General features: G+C 43.1%; 12 protein-coding genes. All 12 read left to right on the forward strand.

The window, feature by feature from the left end:
* Window positions 1–23 precede the first annotated feature (23 nt).
* Entirely contained in the window at window positions 24–1,136 is a 1,113-nt protein-coding gene (locus N667_RS0108965; protein ID WP_027409256.1) for a DegT/DnrJ/EryC1/StrS family aminotransferase, read from the forward strand.
* Between the two features lie 92 nt (window positions 1,137–1,228).
* Window positions 1,229–1,954, forward strand: a complete 726-nt coding sequence (locus tag N667_RS0108970) for a hypothetical protein (protein WP_027409257.1) — start codon at window positions 1,229–1,231, stop codon at window positions 1,952–1,954.
* On the forward strand, window positions 1,951–2,964 hold the full coding sequence (locus N667_RS0108975; RefSeq protein WP_027409258.1) for a Gfo/Idh/MocA family protein: 1,014 nt from the start codon (window positions 1,951–1,953) through the stop codon (window positions 2,962–2,964). Before N667_RS0108970 ends, N667_RS0108975 begins: the two co-directional genes overlap by 4 nt.
* Before the next feature lie 18 nt (window positions 2,965–2,982).
* The gene (locus N667_RS0108980; protein WP_027409259.1) at window positions 2,983–4,296 is read left to right on the forward strand and encodes a nucleotide sugar dehydrogenase; all 1,314 of its coding nucleotides are present in this window, start codon (window positions 2,983–2,985) and stop codon (window positions 4,294–4,296) included.
* A gap of 25 nt (window positions 4,297–4,321) precedes the next feature.
* Window positions 4,322–5,053 carry an acyltransferase gene (locus N667_RS0108985; protein WP_027409260.1) on the forward strand — a complete coding sequence of 244 codons (732 nt, stop codon included), beginning with the start codon at window positions 4,322–4,324 and terminating at the stop codon, window positions 5,051–5,053.
* Window positions 5,054–6,484 (forward strand): lipopolysaccharide biosynthesis protein, encoded by a 1,431-nt coding sequence (locus N667_RS0108990; RefSeq protein ID WP_027409261.1) that lies wholly within the window; start codon window positions 5,054–5,056, stop codon window positions 6,482–6,484. It abuts the gene before it with no gap.
* A 48-nt stretch (window positions 6,485–6,532) separates the two neighbouring features.
* A complete protein-coding gene (wecB, locus tag N667_RS0108995; protein ID WP_027409262.1) occupies window positions 6,533–7,588 on the forward strand; it encodes a non-hydrolyzing UDP-N-acetylglucosamine 2-epimerase in 1,056 nt (351 codons plus the stop codon).
* A gap of 12 nt (window positions 7,589–7,600) precedes the next feature.
* Complete coding sequence (locus N667_RS0109000; protein WP_027409263.1) at window positions 7,601–8,998, forward strand: O-antigen polymerase; 1,398 nt, start codon at window positions 7,601–7,603, stop codon at window positions 8,996–8,998.
* A 9-nt stretch (window positions 8,999–9,007) separates the two neighbouring features.
* Window positions 9,008–10,120, forward strand: coding sequence for a glycosyltransferase (locus tag N667_RS0109005; protein WP_027409264.1), 1,113 nt, complete (start codon window positions 9,008–9,010; stop codon window positions 10,118–10,120).
* Window positions 10,117–11,187, forward strand: coding sequence for a glycosyltransferase (locus N667_RS0109010; protein ID WP_027409265.1), 1,071 nt, complete (start codon window positions 10,117–10,119; stop codon window positions 11,185–11,187). Before N667_RS0109005 ends, N667_RS0109010 begins: the two co-directional genes overlap by 4 nt.
* 3 nt (window positions 11,188–11,190) lie before the next feature.
* A complete protein-coding gene (gene galU / locus N667_RS0109015; RefSeq protein ID WP_027409266.1) occupies window positions 11,191–12,057 on the forward strand; it encodes a UTP--glucose-1-phosphate uridylyltransferase GalU in 867 nt (288 codons plus the stop codon).
* Entirely contained in the window at window positions 12,054–13,277 is a 1,224-nt protein-coding gene (locus N667_RS0109020; protein ID WP_027409267.1) for a glycosyltransferase family 4 protein, read from the forward strand. The genes galU and N667_RS0109020 overlap by 4 nt, the downstream gene beginning before the upstream one ends.
* Window positions 13,278–13,298 lie beyond the last annotated feature (21 nt).

Raw genomic sequence — 13,298 nt, forward strand, 5'->3', positions numbered from 1 at the left:
CCAAATTTATTGGAGGAATCTTTATGAAAGTGCCAATGTTAGATTTAAGCGAGCAATATCAAAGTTTAAAATCAGAAATTTTAACGGTATTAGACGAAGTTATGAGCTCGTCTCGTTTTATTTTAGGTGATCATGTAAAAAAATTAGAAAATGATATCGCACTTTACAGCAACGTAAAACACGGGATTGGTTGCGGAAACGGGAGCGATGCAATACATATAGCGTTACAAGCAGCGGGTGTAGGACCGGGGGATGAAGTTATTACAACAGCGTTTACGTTTTTTGCAACAGGTGGCGCGATTGTCCGCGCTGGAGCAAAGCCAGTGTTTGTCGACATTGATCCTGTAACATTCAATATCGATCCTGCAAAAATCGAAGAGGCAGTTACCGAAAAAACAAAAGCGATTCTTCCTGTCCATTTATATGGCCAAATGGCGGATATGGATCCGATCGTTGAGATTGCTAAAAAGCACGGGCTTGCCATCATTGAAGATGCGGCTCAAGCCATCGGGGCGAAATATAAAGGGAAAAGCGTTGGAGAATTGGGAACTGCTGCGACGTATAGCTTCTTCCCGACGAAAAATTTAGGGGCATACGGGGACGGCGGAATGATTGTTACAAACGATGATGAAATCGCCGAGAAGTGCCGCGTCATCCGCGTTCACGGCAGCAAACCAAAATATTATCATCATGTGCTAGGGTATAACAGCCGTCTTGATGAAATGCAAGCAGCGATTTTGAATGTTAAGTTCCCGCATCTTGATGAATGGTCAAAATTGCGGCGTGAACGAGCGGCTACATATACGCATCTGTTAAAAGAAATGGTTGGAGATATGGTCGTAACGCCGGTGGAGGCGGAGGATCGTTACCATGTGTTCCACCAATACACAATCCGTGTGCCGAAGCGCGATGAACTTCAGGCGTTTCTAAATGAAAACGGGGTCGCGACGATGGTATATTATCCGCTCCCGTTGCATTTGCAACCAGTATTTAAAGATTTAGGCTATAAAGAAGGCGATCTTAAAGAAGCAGAAAAAGCGGCAAAAGAGGCGGTATCGCTTCCGATGTTCCCAGAGTTGAAAGTGGAACAACAGGAATACGTAGTGTCTAAAATCGCCGAGTTTTATAAGAAATAAGTTTACCAAGAAAACGTCGCCGCTTTTGTGCAGGGGGCGTTTTCTTACTGGTAAATGGGCACCTTTAGATTATGATAAGGATGGTGGATTTTTTGTCAGCTGACAAGCAAAGATTCGTTTTGTATGAGTATCTTTTATATTTTTGGAAAAAGAAGATACTGTTTTTGATCGTTCCGCCGATTGTGGCGCTTGCCACCTTTTTAGGCGTGCACTTTATTTTGGACCATGCCAAGTATACCGGTAAGGCGGTTGTGTTTACCGGATCGATTAGTCGAAGCGATTTAACGAACCCAGACAATATTATGGCCAAATTTCCGAATGTTAAAAATCAACTAGATATCGTAGTTACTGAAGACAAATATGTAAAGATTACCGTCAAAGGTAATGACGAGAAAAGCGTGCAGAAAGATCTGCACTACATTGTCACGCACTACAATGAAGAGCTCAAGAAGCACTCTAAAGAGCGATTGGACGTGACGATGGAGACTTTAAACGATTACGAAACACAAATGAAACGGCTCAACACATTGGCTCAAAATTATGATGACAAATTTGACACACAATCATTGGGAATAGACCAAATTACAAGCAAGGCGGAATTGCTTCAGACGTTGGCGGACGTAACAGAAAAGGTCAATAAAATTAAAGGCGATCTCATATTTTACGAAGAGCCTTCTGTTCTGTCCGAGGCTGTTGCTCCATCAAAAACGTATGCAAAAGAAGCAATTGCGAGCGGGCTTGTGTTAGGAGTATTTCTCACTTTTATGCTGCTTACCTTAATGAAGTATTTGTTTGAGGCTAGGAGGTACTATCAATGATTAAATTTGCGATCGTCGGCATGGGGCATATCGCTAAAAAACATATCGAAGCGATTGAAAATGCCGAAGGGGCTGTGTTAGCTGCCGTATGTGATACGAACCCGGAACGTTTAACAGGATTTTCTGAAGGTGTGAAAACATATACGGATTTAGAAACGATGTTAAAAGAGAACGAGGACATTGCCGTTGTCAATATATGCGTACCTTCTGGTTTGCATGCCAAATTAACGAAAATCGTCGCGGAACATAAGCGCCATATTATCGTTGAAAAGCCAATGGCGTTAAAGCTTGAAGATGCTGAAGAAATGATTCGAGTGGCGAAAGAAAACGGCGTCAAGCTCGCTGTTGTGCATCCGAACCGTTTCCGGCCAGCGATTCAAAAGCTAAAAGAAAAAATGGATCAAGGGGCATTCGGAAAGCTAAGCCATGCGAACGCTACTGTGCGCTGGAATCGCAATCAAGAATATTATGACCAAGCCCCTTGGCGCGGCACAAAAGAGTTTGACGGCGGAGTGCTGATGAACCAAGCGATTCATGATTTGGATTTAATGCTTTGGTTAATGGGACCTGTCGAATCAGTACAAGCGATGGCTGCAACGCGGTTGCGCAACATTGAAACAGAGGATGTCGCTGTCGCTGTTGTTCAGTTCAAGAATGGAGCGCTTGGAGTGATTGAGGCAGCGACGACAATTTATCCGAAAAACTTGGAAGAGTCGATTGCCATTTTCGGTGAAACAGCGTCCGTGAAAGTGAGCGGCCGGACTGCGAACTTTATTGAAACGTGGGATATTGCGGGCGTTTCTGAAGAAGAGAAAGAAAAAGTCATTGCCGAAATTAATCATGATCCTTTCGGAAAACCGGGTCATCAATGTATTGTCGAGGACATGGTTCAAGCGATCCAGGAAGATCGTGAGCCAGTTGTGACAGGAGAGGATGGACTTGCTCCTGTGAAGCTCATTTTAGCGATTTTAGAATCAGCAGAAACAGGAAGAAAAGTCACACTATCATAACGAAAGGAACGATTCACTATGAGTCATTATGAACAGCTATTAAGCAAAATTGAAAATAAAGAAGCGGTTATTGGTGTAGTAGGATTAGGGTATGTTGGCTTGCCTTTAGCGGTTGAAAAAGCCAAAGCAGGTTTTAAAGTAATCGGTTTTGACATTCAACAAAGCCGCGTTGATCAAGTCAATAACGGCATTAACTATATCGGGGATGTCGTTGATGAAGACTTGCATGAAATGGTGAAAAAAGGATATTTGCAAGCAACGACGGATTACGCGCGCATCTCCGAAGTGGATGCGGTAGCGATCGCAGTGCCGACGCCGCTTGATGAACATCATCAGCCGGATACATCGTATGTGGAGAACTCCGCTAACGAAATCGCAAAATATGCACACGAAGGAATGCTCGTTGTCCTTGAATCAACAACATATCCGGGTACAACGGAAGAAATTGTAAAACCGGCGCTTGAGAGAAAAGGATTAACTGTAGGCGAAACAGTGTTTGTCGCTTACTCGCCGGAGCGCGTCGACCCAGGTAATAAAGTGTTTAAGACAAAAAATACGCCAAAAGTGGTTGGCGGTGTAACAGAAAAATGTACAAAAGTAGCCGCCGCGCTTTACCGTTCGGTGCTTGAGGGCGATGTTCACGAAGTATCGAGCCCAGCTGTGGCGGAAATGGAGAAAATTTTCGAAAATACGTTCCGCCATATTAACATTGCGCTGGCAAATGAAATGGCGATTCTTTGCGAACGGATGGGCATCGATGTATGGGAAGTCATTGAAGCAGCGAAGACGAAGCCATACGGCTTTATGGCGTTTTATCCAGGCCCGGGCTTAGGCGGCCACTGCATTCCGATCGACCCATTCTATTTAACTTGGAAAGCTCGCGAATATAACTATCACACTCGCCTTATTGAGCTTGCAGGCGAAATTAACAATGCGATGCCAGAGTATGTTGTCAATCGCACGATGCATATCTTAAACGAAGAAGGCAAGGCGCTTCGCGGTTCAAAAGTAGCGGTATTAGGCGTAGCATATAAAAAAGATATCGACGATGTGCGCGAGTCCCCTGTATTAAAAATTATTGAATTGCTTGAACAGCACGGGGCGGAGTTTACAGTGGTCGATCCTTATGTTTCATCATTCCGTTCATGCAACCGGGTGATTAAAACAGAGGAGTTAACAGCGGAATTGCTGCAGCAGTCTGATATCGTACTTATTACGACGGACCATTCAAACTTTGACTATGAAATGATTGCACAAAACAGCCATGTGATTTTTGATACGCGGAACGCCCTAAAAAATGTTCAGAAGCCGAATAAATATGTTAAGTTATAATCCCGAATGAAGAGGAGAAGAAAAAATGAACTTTATCGATCCTTCTGTTGTACTGGATGAAACGGTAGAAGTCGGGTATTTTACGGTCATTGAAAAGGATGTAAAGATCGGCAAAAATGTCAAAATCGGAAATCGAGTGACCGTTCATGAAGGCACTGTCATCGGCGATGGAACGACGATCGCCGATGGCGCGGTGCTTGGAAAGCCGCCGAAACCAGGAAAAACGAGTACAGTGAAGCTGACAGGCGAACTTCCAGCGCTTCACATTGGCGAAAACTGCACGATCGGGGCGAATGCGGTGATTTACCGCGGAGCGACGATCGGAGCGAATACGTTAGTAGCAGACCTGGCGAGTGTGCGGGAAAATGTCAAAATCGGCGAGTATGTCATTGTCGGACGCGGAGTGTGCGTTGAGAACTACGTAGAAATCGGCGATCGTACGAAAATTCAATCCAACTCGTACATCACTGCGTATTCGACGTTAGAGGATCATGTTTTCATCGCTCCTTGCGTCACAACGACGAACGACAATTATATGGGCCGGACAGAAGAGCGCTTTTCGAAAATTAAAGGGGCTATCATTAAGCGAGGTGCCCGTGTTGGCGGCGCATCGATCATCTTGCCTGGCATTACTGTTGCGGAAGAAACGTTCGTTGCAGCAGGTGCGCTCGTTACAAAAGACACGGAGCCAAAAACAGTTGTTAAAGGTCTTCCGGCAAAATTCAGCAAAATGGTTGATGAGCGGGAGTTGTTATAGTTGTTATCACAAATTAAGCGTTTAGGAGCGGATTCGCTCCTTTACGCATTCATGAACGTAGGAACGAAGCTAATTGCTTTTGTGATGCTGCCGGTGTATACGAATTTTTTATCGAAGTCGCAGTACGGAATTGTCGATATTTTAGACCGATGGACATCAATGTTGACGTTCCTTGTGATTTTTGGGACGGATTCGGCACTATCGTTTTATTATTATGAGACAAAGGATGAAAGCAAGCGGCTGTCGTATGTGCAAAACGTCATGTATTTTCGGCTGTTTGTGGTTGCTGTTTTATTCTTGCTTGTAGTCGTAGCGGGGCCTTGGATTTCGGAAAAATTATTGCAAAGCCCGCATTATGTGGATTTGTTGTATGTGAATTTGTTTACGTTGCTCCTTGACACAATTTTTGTCGTTGCAACGACGGTGATGCGATTTGAATTCCAAACGAAAAAAGTCGTGTTGTTCACAGTTTTAAAAATGTTGCTTGTGGCCGTGCTTTCGTATGCCGGGTTAAAGTTTTTTTCACAAACACCGGCCGGAATGTTTATGGGAAGGCTGATCAGCAGCGTTGCCATCTTTGTCCTTATGCTTCGCGTGACATGGAAATATTTAAAGTTTCGCATTGAATGGCCGGTTTTAAAGGAGCTGCTGGCATATGCGGCACCTTTAGCGCCTACATCGATCGCGTTTTGGGTCATCGCTAATTCAAGCACATTTTTTATTCAACATTTCGCCTCGCTTGCGGATGTCGGGGTATTTGGAGTAGCGCTCCGTCTAGCGATGATGATTACCCTTGTCACAAGCGGTGTGCAAATGGCGTGGCGGCCATATTCGATGTCTGTGAAAGATAAAAAGGATAGCCCGTATATATTTGCGAAAATTTATATGGCGCTATTGCTTTTAGGTCTTGTTGGCGTTATGGCAATAGCAACGCTTAGCCCGTGGGTGATGAAAACATTTTTTAAACCTGGTTATTATGAAGCATATCAATATATCGCCTTTTTGTCGTGTGTCACATTTTTAAACTTCTATTATTTAATTATTTCCGTCGGTCTGTTCTTTAAAAAAGAAACCGGCTATATTACCCGCATATTTACGATTGCAGCGCTTCTAAACATCGGCCTGAACTTTGTTCTTGTGCCGTTTTTAGCTAGCTGGGGTGCGGTTATCGCGAATATGGTAACATACGTATTTGCCGTGATATTCATTTTCAGAAAAAGCCAACAAGTATACTATGTGCCAGTGTCATTTGCGAAAATGGCATTTTTATTTGTTAATATGGTAATTAGCACATCTGCCGTTATCTATGTTCAAGAAAAGCAAATGAGCGTCTTGTTTATTTTGTTAAGCTGGGCCTATTTTATTATTATGGCGCTTGTAAGCCGCGTTGATCGCGACTTTCGCCGCCAACCTGCCTTGGAGAATTCGTGAAGGGAATGGAAATGCTAACGGTAGAGGGATGTTAAAGGAGGATGCGAAATGAAAATTGTGACCGTTTTGGGTGCAAGACCGCAGTTTATTAAAGCCGCTCCAGTGTCGCGCGTATTGCGCAAAAAACATACGGAAATTATTATTCACACAGGACAACATTATGATGCGAACATGTCCGATATCTTTTTTGAAGAATTAAACATTCCAAAGCCTGATTATTATCTTGGGGTCGGCTCCGGCAACCACGGTAAACAAACAGGGGAAATGCTTATTAAAATTGAAGAAATCGTTTTGAAGGAACAGCCGGATTACGTGCTTGTATACGGGGATACGAACTCGACGCTTGCCGGGGCGCTTGTGGCGGCAAAGCTGCACGTGCCTGTTATTCATATCGAAGCGGGATTGCGCAGCTTTAACAAAAAAATGCCGGAAGAAATTAACCGAATTATGACAGACCATGTGTCGGAATTTTTATTCTGTCCGACTGATACGGCCGTTGAAAACTTAAAAAATGAGAATATTACGCGCAATGTCATCAATATTGGCGACGTCATGTATGATGCGGTTTTATATAATAAAGAGCTTGCGGCGCAAAAATCGACGATTCTTGCTGATCTGGGCTTAAGTGAAAAGCAATATCATTTAATTACAATTCATCGCGCAGAAAACACTGACAATATTGAAAACATGAAAAATATTTTAGCGGCATTTGCGCAAATCGAAGATATGAAAGTATGGCCAATGCATCCGCGCACAAAGCATAAACTAGAAGCGTATGGTTTAAGCGTCGATGCGATTCCAAACTTAAAAGTTATTGAACCTGTCGGCTACCTTGATATGTTGACGCTTGAAAGCCATGCGAAAAAGATCATTACTGATTCAGGTGGCGTTCAAAAGGAAGCTTACTTTATGCAAGTGCCATGCGTGACTGTACGTGAACAGACGGAGTGGGTAGAAACGCTTGAGACGGAAGCGAATATTCTTGTTGGAACCGATGTAGATAAAATCGTTGCTGCGGTGAAAAAGGAAGTCCATCCGGTGTATTCGGACGTATTTGGGGATGGAAAAGCGGCTGAAAAAATTGTTGAGGCGATCGAGCGCTAAGGGTGCATTCTTATGTTATATGTGTCAATTTGGCTTGTTGTATTATTTGTGTCGACCGCATTGTTTCGCTATGTGTCAGGAAGCCTGTCAATCGTGAAACCGAATCTTGTGTCGATTGTATACTATTATTCGTTGCTTGTTTCGAGTTTTATTGGTTCGTTGCTCATTGCGCTCGGTGTTGACCATTATTACATGACCGATAAGCTATTTAGGCCGGACGAATACCGGGCGATCGGCTTTGCCGTTGTTTGTTTTGTAATGGTATTCTTGCCGCTAGCCATGCTTTTTGTCTCCAAGTTATGCGGTTTTGAGGCAGCGACTGAATTTTCTCGATATTTGGAGAGTCCGATTCAACCTATTGGCACTCACCGATCCAATGAATTTTTTTATTTGTTCGTCGCTTTGTCCGGAATGAGTGTGCTAGCGATTTTATATACCATTTGGAAAACGCCGCATGTTCCAATTTTTGCGTTGATAACAGGGCATGGGGATATGAGTTTAGCGGAGCTACGGATTCAAGCGTCCCTTCACTTTAAAGGGAATGTGCTGTTTCGTAACATTTTTGCCCTTTCTCTTACCCCCCTGTTATCATTAATAGCCTATATTTTTTCTGTTCTTACGAATGAGTTTCGATGGAAAATATTATTTTTAATATTGTTTGCCGGTGCCGTGTTTGTGAATGTATATGACTTAGCCAAATCGCCTATTTTCTTTTATTTGATCATGTTTTTGCTTGTGCGCATCTATATTGGAAAACTGCGATTGTCGTTAGGCAAAGTTGTGGCATACGGATTGATCGGCGGCATTGTCTTAGTGGGAATGTACGTTGTGATTCAAGGGGTTCACGATGTTGGATCATTTTTGTCCTATAATAAAGGACCGATCGGTCGAATCATTTTCGCGCAAATTGCTCCCACCTTTTTACATTTGAATTTGTTTGGCGAGGCATTGCCGTTTTTGCATGGAAGAAGCTTGCCTTCCATTTTAACGAACTTGTTTGATGTCGACAACGTTCGCTCTGCCCGGATGGTGATGGCGCACGTGTTCCCGGAGCGAATTGAAGATGGGACAGGCGGTGTGCTTAATACGCTTTTTGTGGCTGAAGCGTATGCCAATTTCGGTTATTTAGGGATTATTGCTGGTACGCTTTATGTCGGCGTCGTTATTCAGCTGTTATATATTTGCTTTCTGCGTTTGCCGAAAAATCCTGTGTTCATTAGCTTGCTTGTTTATTTTTCGGTGAATATACCGCGCACCATTGTTGGGGGATTTACCGATTTTCTATTCAATCCGATTTGGATCTTGCTTGTCGTATTGTTCGGCGGAATGGTATTATTTTTGCGGGTGAAGGCGGATGTATGGCCGCTTTTGCGAAAGACTGGATTGTTGAAAAAATTCAATGTTCGATGAGGGATTAAAATGAAAAAGGTTCTCGTCTATTATCCGTTTCCGTTGGCGGAACAAGCTAACAGCGGCTCGAAGCTAAGACCGCATGAAATGTATAAAGCGTTTCGCGAATGGAGCGAAAAAAAGGGAGCGGAAACAATTTTGATTGCCGGCACGTCAGCGGAACGTGAAAAACGGTTCCGAGAGCTCGTGCGCGAGGGAAAGCTTGATAATATTTGGTTTTGCTATATGGAAAATCAGACGATTCCGCTATGGCTCACAGATCCAGGGCATAAGCCGCAAAAGCCGTTCATTGACCGGACTGTGTTGCGTTATTTAAAAGAGCGCAACGTTCCTATAGGTGTGTTTTATCGTGATGTGTACTGGAAGTTTGATGAGCTGTATCCGTTAAAAGGCTGGAAAAAGAAAGTTATGCAGACGATTTATCGCTGGGAAGAACGTTTTTATGAAAGATATTGTGATGTCGTTTTTTTGCCAAGTGTGGAGATGGGGAAATATGTAGCGATTGACCGCCCAATGACTGATCTGCCACCTGGCGGGAAACGAAGAGAGGTTGCTAGGGAAGAACGCCATGATTCGATTGCTAGAGGATTGTATGTCGGCGGCATTAATAGCGAAGATTACGGGTTATTTTTGCTGCTCGATGCGCTAGAAATCGTCAATGAACATAAACCGACAATGCAATTGACGATTGTGTGTCGAAAAAATGAATATGATGCTCTTTCTGCTGACAAAAAGGAACGAATTCGCCGTTTAGGTGTTGAAGTCAAGCATATAAGCGGAGCGGAACTAGATCGTTTATATGAGCAGATGGATTTTGCGTTCATCCCGAGATTGCGCAGTGAATATAATGATTTTTCCGTGCCAGTAAAACTTGTAGAGTATTTGTCGAACGAGCTTCCTGTTGTAGCAACAAATTGTTTAGCACAAAAGCGTTTTATTGAAGAGGACGAATATGGAGTCATTTGCGAAGACAATCCTCAATCAATGGCTCAGGCGATTCAAATCATGATCGATCAAAAAGAACATTATCGCCACCAAATTATAAAAACGTTCATGGAAAAGCATTCTTGGATTGCAAGGGTAGAGAAAGTAAAGAGAACATTAGCGGGTGATGAAACATGAAGATTGCGTTATTAGCTCCAAGCAAGTCGATCCATACTCATAAGTGGGCGCGATTTTATCAACAACAAGGTATCGATGTCAAAGTCATCACGTTTCAAGATCATTATTCGCCAGAATATGCGAAAGAAGTCGAAACAGTGAAGTTGCCGAAATGGTTTCCCGGGAAATTCTCTTATATTTCGAGCGTATTCGCCCTAAAAAGCTTTCTTTCATCGTTCCAACCCGACATTTTACACGCCCATTATGTGTCGAGTTATGGATTTGTCGGTGCCCTTGCAAATTATCATCCGTTTTATGTTTCTGTATGGGGACGGGATATTTATCAATTTCCCCAGCAAAATCGAGTGAATCGAAGCATTGTTGAATTTACTTTGAGAAAAGCGGATGTGATTTGTTCGACAAGCCATGTGATGGCAGAGGAAACGAAAAAATATACGGACAAGCCAGTCGAGGTAACGCCTTTTGGCGTTGATCTTACCATTTTTAAACCGTTGGAAAAACGAGAAAAAGAGACTATTACGATTGGAACCGTTAAAGCCCTGTCAGATAAATACGGAATTGCCGATTTAATTAAGGCGTTTGCGATGATTCATCAAGATTACCCGCAGACGAATTTAATGATTGTGGGTGATGGACCACAGCGTCAAGAATATGAACAGTTAGCAGAGACGCTTGGCATTCGACATGTTACTACATTTACGGGGCGTGTACCAAATACGGAAGTGCCAACATATATTAATGAAATAGATATTTTTGCTGTTCCTTCTACAGAGGATAGCGAAAGTTTCGGTGTAGCAGCGGTGGAAGCGATGGCATGCGGAGTGCCAGTCGTTGTATCAAACGTTGGGGGACTTCCGGAAGTTGTCAAAAAGGATGTAACGGGATTGATCGTGCCAAAAGAAAATCCGAACGCTTTAGCGCAGGCCTTTCGACAGCTTTTAAGTGATGAATCTTTGCGCAAACAGATGGGGCAAAACGGAATTTCCCATGTTAAAGAACAATACAATTGGATTGATAACGCAAATGGCATGTTAAAGCTGTATGAACAAACATTGAACGGGGTGTGAGTGATGATCAAAAAAGCAGTCATTCCCGCGGCAGGATTAGGAACGCGCTTTTTGCCAGCGACGAAGGCGCAGCCGAAAGAAATGCTGCCGATTGTTGATAAGCCAACGATTCAATATATTATTGAGGAAGCAGTTCAATCGGGGATTGAGGATATTATTATCGTAACAGGAAGAAACAAACGAGCGATTGAGGATCACTTTGATAAATCAGTGGAACTCGAGATGTTGTTGGAGAGAACGGGCAAACATGATATGTTAAAAGTCGTCGAGTCGATTTCCAACTTAGTCGATATTCATTATGTTCGTCAAAAAGAGCCGCTTGGGCTTGGGCATGCGGTGTTATGCGCGAAAAAGTTTATCGGCGATGAACCGTTTGCTGTTTTGTTAGGTGATGACATTATTGACAGTGACGTTCCTGCATTGCGGCAAATGATTGAACAATATCAGCATGTCCGCTCAAGCGTTCTCGGAGTCAAAGATGTTCCACGTTCGGAAGTTCATAAATACGGAATTGTTGACTATGATCAGCAAAATGGTGAGTTGTATACGGTGAAAGGATTAGTAGAAAAGCCAGCAGCGGAAAAAGCGCCATCTACACAAGCGATTATCGGAAGATATATCCTCACGCCGGCTATTTTCGAGATGCTTGAGCAAGTGAAACCGGATTCAAAGGGAGAAATCCAATTAACGGATGCTATTGACCGTTTGTTGGCGAAAGAGAATATCTACTCCTATATAATTAAGGGAACGCGCTATGATGTGGGAGATAAATTTGGCTTTTTGCAAGCCTCTATTGATTTTGCCTTAAAGCGCCCAGACTTAAAAGAAAAATTAGAACCATACTTAAGGGAAAAACTGCAACAGCTATGAGAATCATTTATTTGTGTCAACACTTTCCGCCTGAAACGGGCGCGCCGCAAATACGTGTTTATGAGGTTAGTAAAGAGCTGCTCAAACGCGGTCATCAAGTGGAAGTGTTAACAGCATTCCCGCATCATCCAAAAGGGGTCATTCCGGAAGAATACCGCGGTATGTTCTATATGTTTGAAAAGTGGGACGGTATTCCGGTTCACCGAACATGGATTTATCCGTCCCCTAAAGGTAGTTTTTGGAAGAGGTTAGCTTCTTATTTTTCTTTCACCTTTAGCGCTTTTTATTCGCTTTGGAAATCAAAGCCGACGGATGTGATTATTTGTAATTCGCCGCCATTATTTTTAGGGATTACCGGCTATGTTGGCGCGAAGCTCAAACGAGCAAAATTTGTTTTCAACGTGGCCGATATTTGGCCGGAATCGGCGGTGGAATTAGGTATTTTAAAAAATAAGATGTTTATTAAGATGGCAACATGGCTGGAACATTTTCTATATAAAAAATCATGGAAGATTGCGACAGCAACAGAAGGCATCCGTGATTACATGATTAAGCATGGGAAGCCGGCTCAAGATGTGTTTTTATTGCCGAATGGCGTGAATACAGATGTGTTTAAACCGCTTCCGAAAAGCGAACAGCTGATTAAAGAAATTGGTTTAGAAGGAAAAACAGTGTTTACGTATGCAGGGACCATGGGATATGCACAAGGGCTCGATTCGGTCCTGCAAGCTGCTGCTCTTTTAAAGGATGAGCACCCGAATGTTCATTTCTTGTTTGTTGGGGATGGACAAGAACGGGAAAAGTTAGTGAAAATGAAAGAGGAGCTTCAGCTTGATAATGTGACGTTTTACGGCTCAGTGCCGGTAGCGAAAATGCCGGAAATTTTCTCGATTTCTGACTACAGCATTGTTTCGTTGCGCAATATTGATTTATTTAAAGGCGCACGCCCATCGAAAATTTTCCCAGCGATCGCTACAGGTACGCCCGTCCTTTATTGCGGGGACGGAGAAAGCGCTGATATTTTATTAACGCACAACTGCGGTCGAATTGCTCCACCGGAAAATCCAGAAGGGATTGCGGCTGAAATCCGCAAACTTTTAGCTATTTCTCCTGATGAATATAAGGCGATGTCGGAAAATGGCCGAAAGTTAGCTGTAGAGGAGTATTCATGGAGCCGCATTGTCGATGACTTATTACATCATCTTTCAGAACATAAATAAGCCTGGACGAGCTTGTCCAGG

This window comes from Anoxybacillus tepidamans PS2 (assembly GCF_000620165.1).
Taxonomy (GTDB): Bacteria; Bacillota; Bacilli; order Bacillales; family Anoxybacillaceae; genus Anoxybacteroides; species Anoxybacteroides tepidamans_A.

What these genes read in the sequence shown, in the direction of transcription:
- N667_RS0108965 (WP_027409256.1), top strand. Translation starts at nt 24, where the DNA reads ATGAAAGTGCCAATGTTAGATTTAAGCGAGCAATATCAAAGTTTAAAA.
- N667_RS0108975 (WP_027409258.1), top strand. Translation starts at nt 1,951, where the DNA reads ATGATTAAATTTGCGATCGTCGGCATGGGGCATATCGCTAAAAAACAT.
- N667_RS0108980 (WP_027409259.1), top strand. Translation starts at nt 2,983, where the DNA reads ATGAGTCATTATGAACAGCTATTAAGCAAAATTGAAAATAAAGAAGCG.
- N667_RS0108985 (WP_027409260.1), top strand. Translation starts at nt 4,322, where the DNA reads ATGAACTTTATCGATCCTTCTGTTGTACTGGATGAAACGGTAGAAGTC.
- wecB (WP_027409262.1), top strand. Translation starts at nt 6,533, where the DNA reads ATGAAAATTGTGACCGTTTTGGGTGCAAGACCGCAGTTTATTAAAGCC.
- N667_RS0109000 (WP_027409263.1), top strand. Translation starts at nt 7,601, where the DNA reads ATGTTATATGTGTCAATTTGGCTTGTTGTATTATTTGTGTCGACCGCA.
- N667_RS0109005 (WP_027409264.1), top strand. Translation starts at nt 9,008, where the DNA reads ATGAAAAAGGTTCTCGTCTATTATCCGTTTCCGTTGGCGGAACAAGCT.
- N667_RS0109010 (WP_027409265.1), top strand. Translation starts at nt 10,117, where the DNA reads ATGAAGATTGCGTTATTAGCTCCAAGCAAGTCGATCCATACTCATAAG.
- galU (WP_027409266.1), top strand. Translation starts at nt 11,191, where the DNA reads ATGATCAAAAAAGCAGTCATTCCCGCGGCAGGATTAGGAACGCGCTTT.
- N667_RS0109020 (WP_027409267.1), top strand. Translation starts at nt 12,054, where the DNA reads ATGAGAATCATTTATTTGTGTCAACACTTTCCGCCTGAAACGGGCGCG.